The sequence below is a fragment of the Caballeronia ptereochthonis genome (genome assembly GCF_001545075.1).
In the GTDB taxonomy this organism is placed as follows: Bacteria; Pseudomonadota; Gammaproteobacteria; order Burkholderiales; family Burkholderiaceae; genus Caballeronia; species Caballeronia ptereochthonis.
Window position 1 is genome coordinate 42,196 of the sequence record NZ_FCOB02000006.1, and the last position, 19,401, is coordinate 61,596.

The 19,401-nt window shown below is 65.4% G+C and carries 16 protein-coding genes and 1 pseudogene; 7 read left to right on the forward strand and 10 right to left on the reverse strand.

What is annotated here, in order from left to right; genetic code table 11:
• Positions 1–2: 2 nt before the first annotated feature.
• The 3 genes from AWB83_RS07905 (at position 3) to AWB83_RS07915 (ending at position 5,183) form a co-directional block, all read left to right on the forward strand.
• The gene (locus AWB83_RS07905; RefSeq protein ID WP_244197622.1) at positions 3–1,334 is read left to right on the forward strand and encodes an O-antigen ligase family protein; all 1,332 of its coding nucleotides are present in this window, start codon (positions 3–5) and stop codon (positions 1,332–1,334) included.
• On the forward strand, positions 1,331–2,650 hold the full coding sequence (locus AWB83_RS07910) for a cellulase family glycosylhydrolase (protein ID WP_087044001.1): 1,320 nt from the start codon (positions 1,331–1,333) through the stop codon (positions 2,648–2,650). The genes AWB83_RS07905 and AWB83_RS07910 overlap by 4 nt, the downstream gene beginning before the upstream one ends.
• Positions 2,651–2,822: 172 nt before the next feature.
• The gene (locus AWB83_RS07915; protein ID WP_159463024.1) at positions 2,823–5,183 is read left to right on the forward strand and encodes a polysaccharide biosynthesis tyrosine autokinase; all 2,361 of its coding nucleotides are present in this window, start codon (positions 2,823–2,825) and stop codon (positions 5,181–5,183) included.
• Positions 5,184–5,248: 65 nt separating this feature from the next.
• Here the strand turns inward: AWB83_RS07915 and AWB83_RS07920 are convergent, their stop codons facing one another.
• Genes AWB83_RS07920 through AWB83_RS07930 form a run of 3 tightly spaced genes read right to left on the reverse strand, consistent with a single transcriptional unit; the run spans position 5,249 to position 7,579 of the window.
• Positions 5,249–6,010 carry an SDR family oxidoreductase gene (locus AWB83_RS07920; RefSeq protein ID WP_244197623.1) on the reverse strand — a complete coding sequence of 254 codons (762 nt, stop codon included), beginning with the start codon at positions 6,008–6,010 and terminating at the stop codon, positions 5,249–5,251.
• 1 nt (position 6,011) lies between these two features.
• Positions 6,012–6,998 (reverse strand): NAD(P)H-quinone oxidoreductase, encoded by a 987-nt coding sequence (locus AWB83_RS07925; protein WP_208636729.1) that lies wholly within the window; start codon positions 6,996–6,998, stop codon positions 6,012–6,014.
• Positions 6,999–7,033: 35 nt separating this feature from the next.
• Positions 7,034–7,579, reverse strand: a complete 546-nt coding sequence (locus AWB83_RS07930) for a 2,4'-dihydroxyacetophenone dioxygenase family protein (protein ID WP_087044007.1) — start codon at positions 7,577–7,579, stop codon at positions 7,034–7,036.
• A gap of 204 nt (positions 7,580–7,783) precedes the next feature.
• On the opposite strand from AWB83_RS07930, the gene AWB83_RS07935 reads away from it, so the two are divergent.
• Entirely contained in the window at positions 7,784–9,472 is a 1,689-nt protein-coding gene (locus tag AWB83_RS07935) for a methyltransferase regulatory domain-containing protein (protein ID WP_143750028.1), read from the forward strand.
• Positions 9,473–9,816: 344 nt separating this feature from the next.
• The gene (locus tag AWB83_RS07940) at positions 9,817–10,020 is read left to right on the forward strand and encodes a hypothetical protein (RefSeq protein WP_244197624.1); all 204 of its coding nucleotides are present in this window, start codon (positions 9,817–9,819) and stop codon (positions 10,018–10,020) included.
• A gap of 153 nt (positions 10,021–10,173) precedes the next feature.
• Here the strand turns inward: AWB83_RS07940 and AWB83_RS07945 are convergent, their stop codons facing one another.
• The 6 genes and pseudogenes from AWB83_RS07945 to AWB83_RS07970 form a co-directional block, all read right to left on the reverse strand.
• The gene (locus AWB83_RS07945) at positions 10,174–10,902 is read right to left on the reverse strand and encodes a hypothetical protein (protein WP_244197625.1); all 729 of its coding nucleotides are present in this window, start codon (positions 10,900–10,902) and stop codon (positions 10,174–10,176) included.
• A gap of 46 nt (positions 10,903–10,948) precedes the next feature.
• A complete protein-coding gene (locus tag AWB83_RS07950) occupies positions 10,949–11,239 on the reverse strand; it encodes a hypothetical protein (protein ID WP_087044016.1) in 291 nt (96 codons plus the stop codon).
• Between the two features lie 178 nt (positions 11,240–11,417).
• Positions 11,418–12,020, reverse strand: a pseudogene (locus tag AWB83_RS37685) (helix-turn-helix domain-containing protein); the annotation flags it as partial.
• 204 nt (positions 12,021–12,224) lie between these two features.
• Positions 12,225–13,532, reverse strand: a complete 1,308-nt coding sequence (locus AWB83_RS07960; protein ID WP_208636726.1) for an RNA polymerase sigma factor — start codon at positions 13,530–13,532, stop codon at positions 12,225–12,227.
• Positions 13,529–13,927 (reverse strand): VOC family protein, encoded by a 399-nt coding sequence (locus AWB83_RS07965; protein ID WP_087044018.1) that lies wholly within the window; start codon positions 13,925–13,927, stop codon positions 13,529–13,531. The genes AWB83_RS07960 and AWB83_RS07965 overlap by 4 nt, the downstream gene beginning before the upstream one ends.
• A 136-nt stretch (positions 13,928–14,063) precedes the next feature.
• Positions 14,064–14,417 carry a YciI family protein gene (locus AWB83_RS07970; RefSeq protein ID WP_087044020.1) on the reverse strand — a complete coding sequence of 118 codons (354 nt, stop codon included), beginning with the start codon at positions 14,415–14,417 and terminating at the stop codon, positions 14,064–14,066.
• A gap of 492 nt (positions 14,418–14,909) precedes the next feature.
• On the opposite strand from AWB83_RS07970, the gene AWB83_RS07975 reads away from it, so the two are divergent.
• Positions 14,910–16,946, forward strand: a complete 2,037-nt coding sequence (locus AWB83_RS07975) for a hypothetical protein (RefSeq protein ID WP_087044022.1) — start codon at positions 14,910–14,912, stop codon at positions 16,944–16,946.
• Between the two features lie 318 nt (positions 16,947–17,264).
• On the forward strand, positions 17,265–17,642 hold the full coding sequence (locus tag AWB83_RS07980; RefSeq protein WP_087044024.1) for a DUF2917 domain-containing protein: 378 nt from the start codon (positions 17,265–17,267) through the stop codon (positions 17,640–17,642).
• A gap of 22 nt (positions 17,643–17,664) precedes the next feature.
• On the opposite strand, the gene AWB83_RS07985 is transcribed toward AWB83_RS07980, so the two are convergent.
• Positions 17,665–19,323, reverse strand: coding sequence for a tannase/feruloyl esterase family alpha/beta hydrolase (locus AWB83_RS07985; RefSeq protein ID WP_096059361.1), 1,659 nt, complete (start codon positions 19,321–19,323; stop codon positions 17,665–17,667).
• Between the last annotated feature and the right edge of the window lie 78 nt (positions 19,324–19,401).

Here is a 19,401-nt window from a genome sequence, read left to right on the forward strand (position 1 = left end):
CAATGAACAGGGCATCGCTGGAAGACAGACTCTGGGTGGTGACTTTTATCGTCGCCGTGGCGAGCGACGTGCTCTCGGGCGTGATCCGTTATTTCACGTCGATGATCGGTGCGGCCCCCGCCACCTATCTGCCCAAGGTGCTGATGCTCGCCTGGGTGCTCCTCATCCTCATCAAGCGGCCGAAGGCGAGCCACGCGCTCATCGCGCTCTATCTGCTCGCGCAATCGTTCGTGTCGCTGTCTCACGGCGTCGCGCTGGAGGCCGTCGGCTTCTGGGTGTGGACCGTCATGCCGATGCTCTTCGCGCTCACCGCTTCGCCGCAGGCGCTCGAGCTGCTCAACGGCGGTGCGGCGCGCGCGGCGTTCCTCGTGCTGGCCGCGCTGTGCTTCGCCGGCCTGCTGCTGAACAGCTTCTCGCCGATGCCGTGGGTCGGGCAGAGCGTATCGGTCGGCGGCCATAACGTCTCGGTGGCGACGTCGTCGTATGTGGGCGTCGCCTCGCGGCTGACCGGATTCGGGCGCGACAGCGCGTCCACCGGCCTGATGGTCGGGCTGCTCACGACCTGGCTCCTCACGCGCACGCGCTCGAAACTGCTGCAGTGCGCGTTGCTCGGATGCGCGGGCGCGGCGGTCTACGCGACCACCAACAAGACGGCGCCGGTCGCGCTCGCGCTCGTCGTCGGTGCGCACTGCTTGCTCTCCACGTCGACGGTCAGGCGGGCCTGCCTGTGGGCGGCGGGCGTCGCGGTGGGCCTCCCGATCGCGACGTTCGTCGCGACGTCGGCGCTCAATCTCGCAGGCGGCGGTTATGTCATGCTGGCGTCGTTCCAGGATCGCATGTGGAACACCTGGCCGCTCCTGATCGAAGGCCTGCTCAAGGACAATCGCATCTGGCTCGGTCTCGGGCCGGGCGGCTTCGGCTCGGCGGCGACCTATTACGAGAGCGCGTTCGGCTTTAACGTCGCGTATGCGGACAACACGGTGCTGTACGCGGTCGCGAGCTTCGGCTTCTTCGGCGCGCTCGTGCTGGTCTGGGCGCTCGTGCGTCTCATGCTGCGGGCCGAGCCGACCGACCGCGCTTCGTGGATGATGCTGCTCTATCTGCTCTTCGCCTGCGCGAGCACGGACATCTGCGAATCGATCGGCTGCCTGCTGTTCCTCGGCATCACGATCCGCCAGCTGCGCGAAAGCGTGCCCGAGACATACGGCCAGTTGAGCCGCATGCCGGGTCATACGGGCGCGCATGGCGCCGTCGACGAGCGAATCGCGGAGCGCCATCATCACGATGCGCTGCTGCAGGTCTCGCGCGGCGCCTTCGGGAGGCATCTGACGTGAAGCGTCCCGGTCCACGCCTTGCGCGGCGCGTGACACTTGCCGCGCTCCTCGCGTTTTGCGGCGCGCTGCTGGCGGCGTCGCCCGCGCCGACGATCACGCTCGACGGCGCGCCGGGTTCCGCCGAAAAGCCGTATGTCGCGGCGCCCGGCTTCGCGGCCTCGCGTGCGAATACGGGCGTCGCGATTCACGAGATCAACGATACGCGCCTGCTCGATGCCGTGAAGGACGTCGGCTTCTCGTTCGTGCGTACCGACCTGTTCTGGGAGGCGGTGCAGGCGCCCGACGGCTGGCACTTCGGTGCCTTCGACGGCCTCGTGTCGAACCTGTCCGCGCGCGGCCTGGGGGCGCTTTTCATCCTCGGCTACAAGCATTACATGTTCAACCCGGATCGGCCGCCGACATCCGCGCCGCAGCTCGCCGCCTTCCGCACTTATGTCTATCAGGCGGCGTTTCGATATCGCAGCGCGCCGGTGCGCTTCGAGGTGTGGAACGAGCAGGACCACAAGGATTACTGGCTCGCGGAGCCGTCGCCGCGCGCGTATCGCGCGTTGCTCGAGTCGGCGGTGAGCGCGGCGCGGTCGGCGAACCCGGACGTGACGATCGCAACGGGCGGCGTGCAGCAGGTCGATCGCGATTTCATTCGCGCGGTCGGCGACATGAGCGCCACGAAGTCGCGCACCGGGCCGGACGCGGTGAGCGTGCATCCGTATCGCCAGCAATACCCGGAGACCGTGCTCGACGACTACGGCGCGTTGCGCGAAGACCTCTCGACGTATGCGAAGCGCCCGCAAGTGTGGGCCACCGAATGGTCATACCCGAGCTTCGGATACGAATATGTAGCGGACATCGCCAATGGTCACTCGCCCGAAGCGCGCGCGCGCCAGGCGAAGTACGCGGTGCGGCTCCTCCTGATGAACTGGATCGCGCAGGTCGGCCTCACCTCGTACTACGACATGCGCAATGACGGCACGAACCCGCGGGAGATGGAGCACAACTTCGGGTTGCTCGATGCGGACAACGCGAAGCTGCCGGCCTATCACGCGGTGAAGCATCTCTTCGGGTTCACGACGGGCGCGAAGCACGCGCGTTACTTCATCGACGAGAACGAAAAGTACGCCGTGCTCAAGTTCGAGGCGGGGCGCGCGACGAAGTATGTGGTGTGGTGCTACGGCGCCGGCAATGTGATGAATCTCGATGTATCGCGCCTGCCCGCGCGCGCGGTCGTCACCGATCTGTACGGCAGGCAGCGTTCGGAGCGCGGCACGCTGGCAGTCACCGAAGCGCTGGGTCCGGTGTTCATTACCGTGGCCTCGTGAGAGTTGCAGTGAGGGGAAGGGCGGGGTGCGTACGGGGAAGACGCACCCCTGCCCGTATATCGGTTCGGATGACGTAATTGTTTTGCTGACGATGGCCAGTCGCGGCTGACGTGTTTGGTCTTCTCTTCTTTGTTAGGGATATAACATGCTTTCATACAACATGCGCCCCAGCTTGACGCCAGTTCCGCATCGCGGCGACGGAATCGTCGACCTCTGGCGCAGCGTCGTGCGCCACAAGACCTTGCTCGGCGCCGTCACCGGCACGTGCTGTGCGGCGGGCGTGCTCTACATCCTGCTCGCGACGCCGCAATATCGCGCGGAGGCGCTCCTGCGCGTGCAAAGCAAGGCAGGCGTGTCGATCAGCTCGCTGTCGGACGTATCCGGATCGATTGCCGCCGATGGCTCCGCCAGCGACGAAAGCGACGTGCTCACGTCGCGCTCGGTCGTGAGCACGGCGATCGCGCAAACGGGTGCCGAGACGGTCGTCGAGACCGAGAGCTACTTCCCGCTGGTCGGCCGCTGGATGGCCACGCGCCACGCCATCGACCGCGAGCTCGCGCCGGCGCCGTTCGGGCTCGACCAATATGCGTGGGGCGGCGAGCGCCTCACGCCGGGCGTCTTCGACCTGCCGAAAGCCGCGCTGAGGATGAAGTTCCGCGTCGTCGCGGGCGAGAGCGGACGCTGGACGCTCTACGACAGGAACGACACGCGCCTCGCGGAAGGCCGCGTCGGCGAGACCGTGCCGTTCCAGGTCGCGACGCCCGAGGGCCAGGCGCCCGGCGAGCTGCGCATCGACGCGCTGCGCGCGCGGCCCGGCGTGAGCTTCCAGATCACGAAGTATTCGCAGCAGATGACCTTCGACAACGTGCTGCAGCGGCTGCGCACCTCGATTCCGCCGCGCGAGTCGTCGCTGCGCGATCCGGCGCTGATCCATCTGAGCTACCAGGCCGATTCGCCTTTCGAGGCGCAGGCGATGGTCAACGCGATCATCAAGACCTATCAGCAGCGCGACATCGAGCGCCGCGCCGCGCAGGCGCAGACGAGCCTCGACTTCCTGAGGCAGCGCCTGCCCGCGCTCAAGCAGGACCTCGAACGCGCAGAAGGCCGCCTGAATGCGTTCCGCACGCAGACCGGCACGGTCGACATGCAGCAGCAGAACGTCGCGCTGATCGCGCGCATGAGCAGCCTCGAGGAACGGCAGACGACGCTGCAGCTCGCGCTCGACGCCGCGCAGCATCGTTATCGCCCGGAAAGCGACCAGTATCAGAGCGCGCTCACGCAGCTGAACCAGGTGAAGCGCGAGATCGGCGAGGCGTCGAAGACGGCGGCGGCGCTGCCGACCATCCAGCGGCAGTATGTCGAGCTCGCGCGCGACGTCGCCGTGACGACGCAGCTCTACACGAGCGTGCTCACCAACGCGCAGCAGCTCGAAGTGGCCGCGGCGAGCACGCCGCCGGGCATCGCGGTGGTGGACTGGGCCGTCGCGCCCGAGAAGCAGTCGTGGCCGCGCCAGTGGATCGTGCTGCTCGGCTCGATCTTCGGCGGGTTGTTCCTCAGCACGGTGTCGATCTATCTGATCGCGCTGCATCGCCGCGAGCTGCGCAGTCCCGAGGAGATCGATCACTTCTCGCAAGTGCCGCGCCTCGCCGTGATCGCGCGCTCGACCGCGCAACTGCGCCAGGACGTGCGCGCGCTCACACATAACGCCGCGCCCGCCAAGCTGCTCGCGATGACGAGCCCGACGGACCCGAGCGTCGAGGCGCTGCGCTCGCTGCGCAGCAGCGTACGCGCCATGCTCTCCGGCGTGCCGATCGCGAATCATCCGGGTTTTCACGGTCTGAATCCGATCAACCCGCTCAATCCGATGAACCCGATGGCGTTGAGCCACGCGGTCGGCAACACGGTGACCGTGATGAACCCGGGCTACGTCGCCGATGCGACCGACGCCAGCGGCCGCGTGATCCTCTTCACCGGCCCGACGCAGGGCGTGGGCAAGAGTTTCGTGTCGTCGAACTTCGCGTATCTGCTCGCGGAGACGCGCGCCTCGGTGCTGCTGATCGACGCCGACATGCGCCAGGGCCGCCTGCGTCATCTCGTCGACGGACGCGAAGGCCCGGGCCTCGCGGAAGTGCTCGCAGGCACCGCGCACGTGGAGGATGCGATCGTGCCGCTCGGTAACGGCGGCCTGTCGATGATGGACGCGGGCGCGGAGTATCCGGAAAACCCCGCGGAACTGCTCACCCGCCCGGCGTTCCAGGACATGATGGCGATGCTGCGCGACATCTACGACTACATCGTGATCGATTCGCCGCCGGTGCTGCCGGTGAGCGATGCGCTCTCCATCGCGATGCAGAACTGCGATCTCGTGCTGCTCGTGTCGCGCGCGGATCGCACGGGTGCGAGGCAACTGGAGGAGACGCTGCGCCGTCTGGAGAATGTCGGCGCGAAAGTGGGCGGACACGTGTTCAACGGCTTCGCACCGGGACGCTATGGTGCGCGCGAGGAATACGGCATCAGGACGTCCGCGCGATAAGAAGAGCGGCAAGTGGTGTTCGGGCCGGAGCGCTGGGTTGCCAGTCTCCGGCTTTTTTCATGCCGTCATGTCATGAGCCAGCCGCCGGCGACATCGATCACCTGTCCCGTGATGAACGACGCCTCCTGCGATGTGAGAAAGAGGCACGCGGACGCCACTTCGTCCGGCATGCCGAGGCGCTGCAGCGGCGTCTCCCGCGCGACCTTCTCGTTCGCCTCGCGCGCGACGCCGCGCACGAGCGGCGTGTCGATGCGTCCCGGCGCGAGCGCGTTCACCGTGATGCCATGCGGCCCGAGCTCTCCCGCGAGATGCCGCGTCATGCCGATCAATGCCGCCTTGGTCGTGCTGTAGTGGGCGGCGACGATGTCGAGATACGCCTTGCCCGCCACCGACGACATCGACACGATGCGCCCGAAGCGCCGCTCCACCATGCCGGGCGTGACGACGCGGCAGAAGTTGAAGACGCTGTTGAGATTCACGTCGACCACGCGGCGCCATTCGGCGGGATCCATCTGCCAGATCGGCATCGGCTTGCCCGCGTGCTTCGGCGAAATGCCCGCGTTGTTGACGAGCGTATCGATGGGCCCAAGCGCCGCTTCGACCGACCTGCACGCGGCCTCGCACGCGGCGAAATCGCCGACGTCGGCGCGGGTGAAATGCGCCCGCAGGCCGGCATCGGTCAGGCGCCCGGCGAGCGCCGCACCGGTGTCCTCGTTCGCATCGACGATGCCGACCGCCGCGCCGTCGCGTGCATAGCGTTCGACGATCGCCTCGCCGATGCCGCCGCCACCGCCCGTGACCACAACCACACGTTGTCGGTGCTGCACGTCAGTCGTCCCCCAGCTTCAACATGATCTTGCCGATGTGCCTGCTCGATTCCATCAGTTCGTGCGCCGCGCGCACTTCGGCGAGCGGCAGCACGCTGTGAATCACCGGCAGCGCGCGGCCCGCCTCGAGCAGCGGCCACACTTTCTCCCGCAGCGCGTCGGCGATGGCGGCCTTCTGCTCGACGCTGCGTGCGCGCAAGGTCGAGCCGGTGAAGGTGAGGCGCTTGAGCATGATGGGCATCGTGTCGATGGTGACGCGGCTGCCTTCGAGGAACGCGATCTGCACGAGCCGGCCTTCGAGCGCGAGCGCCTTCAGATTGCGTTCGATGTAGCCGCCGCCCACCATGTCGAGAATGACGTTCACGCCGCGGCCGTCGGTGAGCTCGCCCGTCACGGCGACGAAATCCTCCTTGTGGTAGTCGATCGCGCGCTCGGCGCCCGCCGCGATGCACGCCTGCGCTTTCTCCGCATTGCCGACGGTCGTGAAGACGCGTGCGCCGAACGCATGCGCGAGCTGGATCGCCGTCAGGCCGATGCCGCTCGAGCCGCCGTGCACGAGGAAGGTTTCGCCTGCAACCAGCCGGCCGCGCTCGAAGACGTTGGTCCACACGGTGAAGTACGTCTCGGGCAGCGCGGCCGCCTGTAACAAGGTGAGACCACGCGGCACGGGCAGGCAAAGCGAGGCGTCGGTGACGCAGTACTGCGCGTAGCCGCCGCCCGGCACGAGCGCGCAGACTTCGTCGCCCACCCGCCAGCGCGTCACGCGTTCACCCGTCGCCGCGATGCGTCCGGACACTTCGAGACCGAGATGCGGCGATGCGCCCGGCGGCGGCGGATACGAGCCCGCGCGCTGCAATACGTCCGGACGATTCACACCGGCGTAGGCGACTTCGATCAGCACGTCGTCGGGACCCGGCGTGGGCAGTGGGCACGTTGCGAGCCGCATGCAGTCGGGCGGGCCGCCCGCGCCGTGCTCGACATAGGTCATCGAAGCAGGAAGGGTAGAGGCCATTTGCGAACTCCTCACCGGATGATGGCTTCGAGGCGCTCAGCCGGCAGGCCAAGCGACGCGTAATGCTTGCGGGTTGCTTCGATCTTGGTGAAGACGTCCTCGTAGCCCTGTGCGATGCCCTGGGGATCGACATATGTATAGCCGCCGGTCACGTGGAACCACGTGACCATTTCGGGCACGTCGTCGGGCACATAGAGCGTGTGCGTTTCGCCCGCGGGCTCGAACGCGTAGCCGCCTTGCTCGGCGACCCAGTCGTGCTCGAGGTAGTACCAGCGGCCCTTGAGGACCATCGCGTGAACGGCGCCGCTATGGCGATGACGCGACACGACGCCGCTGCCGCGCACGCGCAGCAGGTTGACGTAGTAGCCCTGGCTCGCATTCAGGATCAGCGGCTTGAAGGACACGGTGGACGTGGCGGGCACCCAGAGATCGTCGTCGGCGAGCCAGTCGGTCATCACGCCGCCGTGCACGAGATCCTTCGACATGAACGGGGCCTGCGGCAACTGATAAGCGACGACCTGCTCGTCGGGCCTGACGCGTGCGGCTACGGTGTGCATGTGGGGTCTCCGATATTGGAAAGCATTGCGCAAGTGAGATGAAGTGCTTCGTTCCTCGGGGCAAGTATGAACGAATTGCGTGCGGCTCGCCGATCGTTGCGAACCATGCAATGTGCTCACGCAATGATCGGCCGGTTCATGACGGATGACGGCGTAATGCACCGGCGGCGGCATGAGCGTTGCCGAAGCTGGCGCGGTGCATTCATGGAATTCGACAAATTGCGTCTGGCCAGCATTTACACTGTCCAGAAGCAACGTGTCTGCATAGCGTGTGGGTACGGCGCATCGAAACACGACACCATTCGAACAATCAATTCGGATATCGAAATGAAAAAAAGCACCCGGCAGATTCGCGAGAGCTATGACGATTTTCCGTATCACTCTTTTGCCTACAGCAACAGTGCGCCTGAGAATCTCGCGGCCGTGGCGCATCTGTTCGGTCTCGATACGCCGGATATGCGCAATGCGCGTGTGCTCGAACTCGGCTGCGCATCGGGCGGCAACGCGATTCCCTTCGCCGTGCGCAATCCGAAGGCGCATGTCGTGGGCATCGACCTGTCCGAGGTGCAGATCGAGGAAGGGCGCCGGCGCATCGCGGCGTTGAAGCTCAAGAACATCGAGCTGCGCGCGCTGGACCTGACGTCGGTCACGAAGGCGTTCGGCCAGTTCGACTACATCGTCTGTCACGGCCTCTTCAGCTGGGTGCCGGAAGACGTTCGGCAGGCCATTCTGCGCATCTGCCGGGAGAATCTCTCGGCTACGGGCGTCGCGTACGTCTCGTATAAAACCTATCCCGGCTGGAAGGCGCACGAGATCGTGCGCGATGCCATGCTGCTGCGCGCGGGCCGCGACGGCGACATCAGGAATCGGCTCGCGCTCGGGCGCGGCATGATCGACTTCCTGCGCGCGCATGCGCGGGGCGGCAGCGTGCTCGCGAAGGCGATCGAGCAGGATCACGCGACGATCGCCCGCGCCGACGCGAACTACGTCGCCCACGACTATCTCGCCAGCGTCAACACGCCTTGCTATTTCCTGGATTTCGTCGGGCGCGCCGACGCTCAAGGCATGACATACGTCGCGGAAGCCGATCCCATGGCAATGTTCGTCGTCAACTACGGCGACGAGGTCGCGCGGCCCTTGCTCGCCGAGTGCGACGGCAATCAGGTGCTGCTCGAGCAGTATCTGGATTTCGTCGGCGACCGTTCGTTTCGCTCGACCCTGCTCGTGCACAACGAGCGCAAGGCCGACATCCGGTATCGCATGGACGAGACGCGTCTGCGCAAGCTGCACATCGCCGCGTCGCTCGTCTGTGCGGACGGCGAAGCGCGCTTCGATCAATCGCCTCAGCGGTTCGGCACGCCGGCGGGTGGCGTCATCGTGCTCGATCACGCGGTGTCGAAGGCCGCGGCGCTTGCCCTGATGCATGCCGCACCTTTCACGATGAGCTTCGGCCAGCTGCGCGATGCGGCGCGCGAGCGTATCGGGGATGCCGGCGCCGTGAGCGACGACGTGCTCGACTCGGTGCTGACCGCGCTCATCGAGGCCATCGTGATTCAGGGGCTCGGACGCTATCGTCTCGCTCCGGTCGAGCGGCTCAGGGAGAATCCGTTCCTGACGGATGCCGCTCGCAGCTATCCCGCGCATCGTTCGGAAGGTCAGATTTCGCACACGTTCAACGTATGGCACGAGCCCGTCGTCCTGGATGCGGCCGGCCAGCTGCTGCTGCCTTATATCGATGGCAAGCGCACGCGCGCGGACTTGCTCGTCATGCTGGAGCAAGCCGTGAAGCAGGGCCTGGCGCTCGACGCCAAGCAGGCCGTGCAGGGCGGGCAGGGCGGCCCGGGCGATGTCGAGGCCGTGCTGGGTCGGGTATTGCGCGAACTGTGCGCATGAGCGGGTTTCGTGGGGACATCGCTCGGAAGGGGCTGATTCGCAGCGGTCGCCTCATCACGCCAGCGTGCACTCCGGAGACTGCGATCGGACATTTATGGGCTGCAGAACCCGCAGCAGGCCTCGCTGGATCAGCCGGTCCGCCTTCCTGAGCATTTTCAGGGTTTTTACCGATTAACCACAGCCATCTTGCCGCCGTCATCCTGACAAGGCGCGACCGAATGGTAACGCCGCTTGTGACCGCGCTAACGTTTGCGGCGAGAAAGCAATAGACCATGCCTTTTCGCTCCGTCGGAATGGACAATGCGGCTCGCGGTCTTCGAAAAGCTCGTCAAGGAGGGGGAAACGTGAATTCGATCAAGATCGAGATAGGCCAACTGGAGAAAACGCTGAGCGTACTGGCGCTGCGCCCGCGCCTGATTCGGTTCGACTACTGGGTCTCGCAAATTGAACGACTGTTGGAGCGTTCCGGCTTGTCGGCTCAGGATAAGCAACGGTTAGGAACATTGCACGACTTGCTGGCGGAGGCTGGTGGCCGAGCCAATTCCTAGCACGAGGCTATGCAAGCCGAAAGAAGGGCTTGCTTCATCGTGCGCCTGGCACCAGATGGAAGTCGAAGCCGATCGAGGTGAGCAGGCAGTGGACCGCGCCGGCGCAGTCGACCTCGCGTGCTGTCGTGGCGTATCAGGAATTCAGCGATTCTTCTACGGTCTTCGACGTTCAAGCCGGTTGTGCAATTGGCCTGCGATGAACGCGCTGACGATCAGAGCCAGGTAGAGGGCGACGAGGTCGTGACGCCACGCGGCCAGAGCGAGTTGATGGGCAAGCAGCTTTGGATCGGGAGCCGGGAGCGGAAAGTTCTTCGTCTCGACGGCTCGCATCATCCGGATAAAGCCGCCCGCGGACAGCAGTGGCAACAGGGCCGCGAATGCAAGCAGCGCGGGCTTCATGCGCCACGCCAGCGGATAGTGGCGCAAGCGGAACCACAGTCCGAGGCATCCGTGCACCCAGCCGGGGGCGAGCAGCGCAAGTTGCAGGCCCTGCGTGCCGCTGGTGAGCAGCATGATGACGACGCGTTCATAGTTCGGCTCGAAGCCGTAGAGCGCGGACGCGAGCCGCGTTGTCACCGCGTGGCGGATGAGCAGAAGCGGCAGGCTGAGACCTGCCCAGAGGCGGATCCATTCGGCGGGCGGCAGCGCCCAGTGGCGGCGCCCGTATATGGTGTGCAACGCCAATGCGAAATGCACCGAAGCCGCACCGTACAGTGCGATCGTTCCGGGTGTGCTACGCCAGAGCCGAAGCGCCACTGCGAGACCGCGCCCCGCAAGCTCGAGTGACCAGATTCCCAGTGCGTGATTGGCGAGGTGCATAAAGAGATAAGTCAACAGCACCACGCCCGACCCGAACTGAAAACGGCGCAGAACGGATTGCACCCGAAGCCTCAGCTCGTGGGTATGACGGACGTATCGCCGGAGCTTCTCACTTCAGGCTCCAATGACTGTTGCGCGGCATGCATCGAGCAGGCGCCGCCGTGGCGCCGGCCATTCCCGCATGATCGCTATTGCGCCGGCGTAACCGGCCGGACGGGCTGGCTGCTGATGACCGATGCGGCGCGCAGCTATTCTGATTCGCCGTGCACTGACGTAGCGTCTCGGCGAACCGCTGTAACGCCGATACCGGGCCGCATACGCTCTGGTATTCCTCGCGGCCGATTCTGCCATCGAGGATGACTGTCAATCCCGATGCCCGGGCCATGTCGATGATGTCCATTTCGCTCACCCATTAAGTGCGCCTCATCTACAAGACCGTGAGCAGGCGCCGGTTATTCCTTGGCTCGACGGCTGCGGGTGATGGACGGGCAATGCGGCGGGGCCGTGGGATGGCGTCCGCGCCAGGCAACATCATCGCCGCGCATGCGATCGAAAACTTCCCGCGCTACGACAATGTTCGGTGGCTTCGCGAAACGCGGGTTATAGGTCGCCATGAAGGTGAGGGCATACGCATTGGTTGCGCTACCGTATTGATGCCGCGCAGCCGCAGCTCCTTGACCAGGCGGTCCTGCAGTGTCGGATGAGCACGCTCGACACGTCGCTTGGCCGAGCTGCTGTTCGCGCAGAACGTGTCGATGGTCAGCTCGTACATCGCACGGCCGAAATGGGTCATGCCGTTGCCGGTCTTGCTGGCTGCCGCTGCGAAACACGCTGGCCTTGTCGCTGCAAAAGGCACATGAGCTTCGTCACCGTTTCCTTTGCCAGCCGGATGCCGTGGCATTCCGCAGCTTCTCGGCAGCCAGCGTCAGGCCAAAGTCAGCGTAGCGGTCTCGGATAATCGTCAGCGCCCGTCGGGCCAACTCGACATCCAGTCGCCGATTCCCGGGGCGACCGCGCTTGCGCGACGTCAGCCCAGCCGCGCCGTCTGCCCGATAACGCAATACGAGCCTCTGGATCTGCCGCACGCTCAAGCGCAGCCGTTCAGCGGCACAGCCTGGCTTGAGTTGGCGCCCGGCCACGGCCTGAATTACTCTGAGTCGGTCCAGTTCGCCCGTCGTCATTGTTATCCGTTCTCTTGCGTCTGCCATCGAAGCTCCTGAAGCTGGACCTCCAGCGGGCTGGCAAGCTTACGATGAACGCGAAGCGGACATTTGAACTTGGCTAAAAGCGGACATTACAACTTAGCCGCTACATAACTAAAATGCGCTAATTTGTCTTATGTAAAATATCAAACGCATGCAACCAACCCCCACCAATCAACCCCCTCAACCCATCTCCCCAGCCCGCTCCAGCAAAAACTCCCGCTCCCGCGCATTCTTCGCAAGCGACGCCGCGCGCTCGAACTCCGCGCGCGCCTCGTCCTTGCGTCCGAGCTTCGCCAGCAAATCCGCGCGCACGCTCGGCAGCCAGTGATAGTTCCTGAGCGCGGGCGCGTCGCGCAATGCGTCGACGACCGGCAGCGCCTCCTCAGGCCCGTACGCCATGCTCACCGCGACCGCCCGATTCAGCTCGACCACCGGTGTCGGCGCGGTCTGCATCAGCGCGTCGTAGAGCGCGACAATCATCGGCCAGTCGGTGTCGGCGGCGCTCGGCGCGCGCGCATGACACGCCGCCAGCGCCGCCTGCAGCGCGTATACGCCGCGGGCGCCGCCCAGCGCCTCGGAACGCCGCAAGGCCGCGAGCCCGCGCCGGATCAGGAGCGGATCCCAGCGGCTGCGGTCCTGATCCGGCAACAGCACCGGCCGGCCCTGTCGGTCGACGCGCGCCTTCGTGCGCGACGCCTGAATCTCCATCAGCGCGACCAGCCCGTGAACCTCGCTTTCGTCGGGCATCAGTTCGGCGAGAATGCGCCCGAGCCGCAACGCGTCTTCGCACAATGCCGGGCGCATCCAGTCGTCGCCGGCGGTCGCCGAATAGCCTTCGTTGAAAATCAGGTAGATGACTTCGAGCACCGACCCGAGCCGCGCCGCGCGCGCGTCGGCTTTCGGCACCGCGAACGGCACGCGGGCCGCCGACAGCGTGCGCTTCGCCCGCACGATGCGCTGCGCGATGGTCGGCTCCGGCACGAGAAACGCGCGCGCGATTTCGTCGGTCGTCAGGCCGCCGATCAGCCGCAGCGTCAGCGCGGCGCGCGCATCGACGGACAGCACCGGATGACACGCCGTGAAGATGAGCCGCAAAAGATCGTCGCCGATATCGTCCTCGCGCGCGGCATCGAGCGCATCGACGAAATCGGGCGTGACGTGCGCTTCCTGCGCATCGAGATCGCGTCCGTACTCCTCGTGCTTCCTCGCGTGCAGCGCATGCTGCCGCAGACGGTCGAGCGCCTTGTTCTTAGCTGTCGTCATGAGCCACGCTCCAGGCTTCTCGGGCACGCCCGTCTCGCTCCAGTGTTCCAGCGCGGCGACGAACGTATCCTGCGCCAACTCCTCGGCGAGCGCGACGTCGCGCACGACCCGCGCCACGCTCGCGATCACCTTCGCGGACTCGATCCGCCATACCGCGTCGATGGCGCGCCGGGCGGCATCGTCCGCGGCTCCGGTCTCGCCGATCCTGTCCTGGCGCCCGCTCACGCCGCTTCCGGGTTCATGTGCACGAGCTCCCAGATATGGCCGTCCGGATCCTCGAAGCCGTGGCCGTACATGAAGCCGTGATCCTGCGGCTCGCGCGGCGCCCGCCCGCCAGCGGCGACGGCCTTCGCGACGAGCTCGTCGACCTCCGCCCGGCTCTCGCACGACAGGCACACGAGCGTTTCGGTGCTGCCGTGCGCATCGGCGATCGGCTTTTCGGTGAAGGTCTGGAAGAACTTCTCGACGAGCAGCATCGCGTAGATGTTTTCGCCGATGACGAGGCACGCGGCGTCGTCGTTCGTAAAGGCCGGGTCGAAGCTCATGTCGAGCGCCTTGAAAAACGTCATCGAGCGTTTGAGGTCGCGAACCGGCAGGTTCACGAAAATCTGCTTGTGCATGGCGCATGTCTCCAGAGTGGAAGGCGGCGTCTGCGATGCGAGGCTCGATCGCAGCCGTCAATTGCACGACGAACGGCGGGCGAGGAAATCGACACGACAAGCGGCGCGAATTTACCGATTCAGGGAAACTACCCGGTCAGGAATAGCAAGGGCCCACTTTGCGGACTTCGATCGTGCACCACGCCGCGGCCGGGCATTCGGCGGCAATTGCGACCGCTTCCGCGTGCGTTTCGCAGTCGATGAGGAAGAAACCGCCAATCATCTCCTTGGCTTCGGCGAACGGTCCGTCGATGATCCTGGCGTTGCCGTCGGCGCCCGTGACGCGCGCCGCGTCCTTCAGCGACGTCAACGATTCGCACGCCCGCAGCACCCCGCGCGCCTTTAATCCATCGGCAAACTGCGCCATCCGACGATAGGCCTCGCGCCCCTCTTCCTGCGTGCGCTGACCGCGCTGTTCGACCGGTTCGATCACGAGTAGCAGATAAGCCACGACGACCTCCGAAAAATTTTTTTAACGCCGTTCAAGTTAAACCGTCAGGCGCGCATCGGCAATACTGACGGGGTTTTGCAAATTCTTATGATAATTTCCGAATTTATCATACGTTACAAGTACTTACGCGCTATTACTTACCGTTACGGCTCTTTCCTAGTAGGATTCGCCTCCGAAGCTTGTCTTAACACAACGTTCGCGCGCGCACTGTGTCGCGTGTGCGTAGCTGCTAGCGATTTTCGCGGTACGCCGGCAGCGCCCGACACCCCCGGTGGTCTCGACCCGCAGCAATTCTCCGTCTTTCTTGCGAATGACGGGGCGAACGTTTGCGCCCTCATTTTCCGGCTCGATGAGTCGAACATCGCGGGGCGCGCGCGAAAAAGCCTGGCCGGATGGCTTCCGCCGTTCCCTGCCTGTCCGTCAAAAACCCTCGATGCCCGATGGCGTCGCCGGGCGTTGCTTTACGCGTCCGGTTCATGTGCGTATGACACGATGAAGAAGAATCCTTTCCTGCTTTCGACGCTCGCGCTGGCTCTCGCTGCTTGCGGCGGCGGCGGCGACGGCACGTCGCCCTCCTCGGCCACGAACGCGGCGAGTGCATCCAGCCCGTCGAACGCCAGCGCCTCAGGCAACACGTCCGGCACGACATCCGGCAGCGCGTCGAACGCCGGCGGCTCGACGTCCGCGCCTTCGTCACAGACTTCCGCCGCGCTGGCGAACGATGCCGCCGCGACCACGCAGGCGGTCGCCAACTCGACCGCGAACCTGCGTCTCACGTGCTCGTCGCCCGCAGGGTCGTCGGCTTCGGGCGGTGACGGCCAGATCACCGTCGATACGCCGAGCGACGACGGCTCGCGCATGTTCCCGACCAACACCAAGTTCAAGGTGGCGATCACGACGCGCGCCGGCTCCGCCGACACGCTCAAGTGGAGCATCGCCGATGCGCTCGGCAAGACCGTCGCGAGCGGCAGCTTCGCCGCGCCCGCCGTCGCCACGACGACCACCCTCACCTGCTCGTCGACCCTCGCCGGCTACTTCGCGGTGTCGGCCACGCTCGCCAACGGCGGCGGCCAGGTGCAGACCGCGGGCACGCGCCCCAACGGCATCGCGACCTTCGGCGTGATGCCAAACGTGTCGAGCGCGATTCCCGCGGTCACGTATTCGAAGCAGGAGCAGCATCGCTTCGGCATGCAGGGCTTCAACGAGAACGGCACCATGCTCGCGGCGCTCGGCATCACGTCGACGATCGACGACCGGCAAATGTCCGTGATGGAGCCGAACGGCCGCAACACGTTCAACCCGAGCGCGAACAACCTCGACCCGTTCTACACGTCGGGCAAGGTGATGCGCCTCGTGCGCCTCGACGGCATTCCCGGCTGGGCGAGCGGCCACGGCCTGAATCCGGACTACGCGTACGCGCCCGCCGACCTGAGCTACTTCACGAACTACATGTCCCGTGTCGGCCAGGAAACGGAAGCGATCCGCGCGAAGTACTACCCGACGATGTCGGCGAACTACTACCAGGTGACGTGGGAGCCGTACATCCAGTGGAAGGACACGGACGCGAACTTCGTCGCGCTCTACAAGGCCGCGTATCAGGGCCTGCATTCGAAGGATCCGCGCGCGGTGGTGATGGGTCCGGCCGAGCCGTTCCCGTCGCTCACGACGGACCGCCTCAAGCGTCTCGCGCCGCTCGGTCTCGCGCAGTATCTCGACGGCATCGCGACGCACGGCTATTACGACGCGGGCACCTCGCCCTCGCATCCGCCCGAGCGTCATCACACCGATCCGGATCCGGCCGACGCCGCCAACTCGCTGCTGAACGAGATGCGCAACCTGCGCGCCGAGATGGCGAAGGACTACAAGCCGAACATGAAGCTGTTCGTCACGGAAACGGGCATCAGCTATGACGTCGGCTCGAGCTACGGCCCGAACTATCCGACGCCGAACATTCTCTTCGCGCAGGGCGCGGTGGTGGCGCGCACGCACATCATCCTGCTCGGCGAAGGCGCGGATCAGACCTACGTCTTCTTTGGTCCGGACTTCCCGGGCGAAGCGGGCTACGGCACGTTCTTCGACCTCGACCATCCGCAGGCGGAATTCGGCACGACCAACATCAGCCCGAAGCCGGCCGCGATGGAGGTCGCCGCGATGACGCGCGTGCTCGACGGCACGACGACGCTCGGCCCCGTGAAGAACCTGCCCTCGGGCGTGTATGCGTACTCGTTCCAGCAGTTGAACAACGGCCGCGTGATCACCGCGCTGTGGACGCACAACAACTCGGTGTGGCCCGCTTCGAACGGCACCTTCAGCACGACGTACAGCACGAACTACAAGCTCAACGTTGACGCGGCAGGCACGAGCGGCACGGTGCAGCTGATCGACGCGATGGGCAACGTCTCGAGCGTGCCGTACACGAACGGCGCGATCACGCTCAAGCTGACCGAGTCGCCGCAATACATCGTGTCGACCAACGCGGACGTCGCGAAGAACAACGCGACCAAGCCGCAGGGTTATACGGGCATCTAAGCGTCCGCTTCGCACATGGCGGCACGAACGAACCCGGCGCAGGCCTGCCCTGCGCCGGGTTTTTTGCATCGCGCCTCTATCTCGATATTGACAAACAGAGACTCGCCACACGATACTGCGACACATGCACGCAGCCCTCATTCTCCCCATCGCCGCGATTAAAAACCGTATGCACGCCATGTTTGGCGGGTCATCGGGACTGCGTGTGCGCTAGCGAGACAGGCAAGCAATCGATTCCGAAGGCCCCGCCGCAAGACGGGGCCTTCTTGTTTTTGCGTGCCCAGCTTCCGTCTTCGGCTCACAACATGGAGAGCAAGGATGGAAGAGGTGTCGCAAGTATTCGCGCGTCATGGCGTGGCGTCGGGCCGCCTGAGTGGATTGGGCGCGCGCGTCGTGGTCTATGTCGAGGTGCATCCGCATCAGACGGTGTCGTGGCGGCTCGCGCGCGATGCCGAGCTGCGCATCGCCGATGCATCGGTGTGGCTCACGCGTCATCAGGATCCCTACGACTACTGGATGAAGCCCGGCGATGTCGTGCGCCTGTCGCGCGGCGAGCGCGTGTGGCTGTCGTCGGAGAGCGATCACGCGATCGAGGTGTCGCTCACGTCGTACCGTGACGAGCCGCGCGGCATGATCGGGCGCTGGCTCGCGAGGCACTGGCCGCGCATCGCAAACCGGCATGCGAACGCGCTCTAGCTTTCGCGGCGGGACGGCTCGTTCAAGGCTCCACGCAACGGAAGTTCGCCGCGACATTGATGCTGCCCTTGCCGATGTAGCGAGGATAGTTCGGATAACGGCATATCGGCCGGGTGCGTCCGTTGGTGGCGGGTGCGATGTCGCTGCCGACGAGCGTCTCCGGCGCGACGCCGTTGCTCACCCATTCGTCGAGCGCGCCGAGTTCGTCCCATGCCGGGATGAACACGCCGTTGCCGTGCTGAAAACCCGGCACCATGTAGAGCCGCATGAACGACTCGACGGTGTCCTTGCCGTAGCGCTCGATGAGTCCGCGATAGAACGCGATCGTCTGGTTCGGGCTGATGACTTCGTCGGCCAGGCCGTGCATCGCGATGAGCTTGCCGCCGTGCGCGATGAACGCGGAGAAATCCGGATTCATCGCGCCGACGGTGTACGCGAGCGTGGTGAGGCGCTGCCGGAAGCGGCCGGGATTGCCGATATCGAACGAGAGCGAGCTGAACGTGAGATCGCGCGTGACGAAATGGCGGATATACGCATCGCCTTGCGCGAAGAGGTAGCCGTTCGCGGCAAAGGTCGGCGGATTGAGGAGCGTCGGAGAATCGCCGAGGCCGAGCGTGCCGGAGAAGTCCACGCCCTGGAACACGTTGTAGCCGGGATATCGTTCCACGCCGTACGCGAGCGGGTACGGCATATCGAGGCCGTCGCGCAGCGTTTCGAGGGTGTCGAGCTGCGCGTCCGACAGGCAGCTGTCGCGCAGTGACGGACGCTGCCCGTTCGCGCAGCGCAGCGACGCGATGATCTGCGGCTCCAGCTTCCTGCACGCCTCCACGTTGCCCACGATGCCGTCGGCCGCGCCGTCGAGCCGGTCGCATTCGTGCACGACGGTCTCGAATACGCGCCGCTGCTGCGCGACCCCGACGAAGCCGCCCGGCTTCGCATACGACGACTGCCCGACTTTCACGCCCATCAGCCGCACGCCGGAGAAGTTGATCGCGGGCGCGTTGGCGATCACGCCGTCGTAGTCGTTCGGAAAGCGTTCGATCACCGTGAAGCCCTCGCGCCCGCCCGTCGAGCCGCCCGCGAAGTAGGTTTTCTCGGGCGCGCGTCCGTAGCCCATCTGAATGAGCGCGAGCGCCACGTCGCGCGTTTTCTTCAGATGGCCGAAGCCGAAATTGACGATGGCTTCGTCGTTCACCGCGAAGTCCGCGCGCCCCGCGTTGCCGACGTGGCCGGAATCGGAGCCGAAGGTCGCGTAGCCGCGCGCGAGCGGCGTGGAGTCCGGCGCGAAGGGCATCGGATCGGTGCCGGAGACGATCGTGCCGTTGTAGCCGCCGCCGCCCATCTGCAGCGCGCGGCCGTTCCAGCGGCTCGGCAGGTTCACTTCGAAGCGGATGTCGGGCGTCGTGTCCTGCAGCGCCTTGATGAAGCCGGTGATGCGGCAATACTCGCCGTTGCGGTTGCCGGACGCGGCCGCCTTCACGACCCACGCGGAGACGATCGTCGCGCCGCGCGTCGGCAGGCCGATGATCGAAGCGGGCAGCATCTTGCCTTCGAGGTCGTCGCAGTGTTTGGTCACGTAGGAAGCGGCGTGCGCGTGCGGGAACACCGCGAGCGCGATCACCGCGACGAGCGCGCGGAAGCGGAACAGATCGGAGGAAAGCAGGCGGAGGAGGCGAAGCACGTCTTGAAAGTGGCTACTTCAAACGCCGCACAATATATAAGAACAGATTGGCGATCGCCATTCGGGACTGCCGGCCGT

Excerpts from the sequence above, each read along its gene's own strand:
- AWB83_RS07905 (WP_244197622.1), top strand. The coding sequence starts at position 3 with ATGAACAGGGCATCGCTGGAAGACAGACTCTGGGTGGTGACTTTTATC.
- AWB83_RS07965 (WP_087044018.1), bottom strand. The coding sequence starts at position 13,927 with ATGCACAAGCAGATTTTCGTGAACCTGCCGGTTCGCGACCTCAAACGC.
- AWB83_RS07925 (WP_208636729.1), bottom strand. The coding sequence starts at position 6,998 with ATGACCTATGTCGAGCACGGCGCGGGCGGCCCGCCCGACTGCATGCGG.
- AWB83_RS07930 (WP_087044007.1), bottom strand. The coding sequence starts at position 7,579 with ATGCACACCGTAGCCGCACGCGTCAGGCCCGACGAGCAGGTCGTCGCT.
- AWB83_RS07975 (WP_087044022.1), top strand. The coding sequence starts at position 14,910 with ATGAAGAAGAATCCTTTCCTGCTTTCGACGCTCGCGCTGGCTCTCGCT.
- AWB83_RS07950 (WP_087044016.1), bottom strand. The coding sequence starts at position 11,239 with ATGGACATCATCGACATGGCCCGGGCATCGGGATTGACAGTCATCCTC.
- AWB83_RS07980 (WP_087044024.1), top strand. The coding sequence starts at position 17,265 with ATGGAAGAGGTGTCGCAAGTATTCGCGCGTCATGGCGTGGCGTCGGGC.
- AWB83_RS07935 (WP_143750028.1), top strand. The coding sequence starts at position 7,784 with ATGGAATTCGACAAATTGCGTCTGGCCAGCATTTACACTGTCCAGAAG.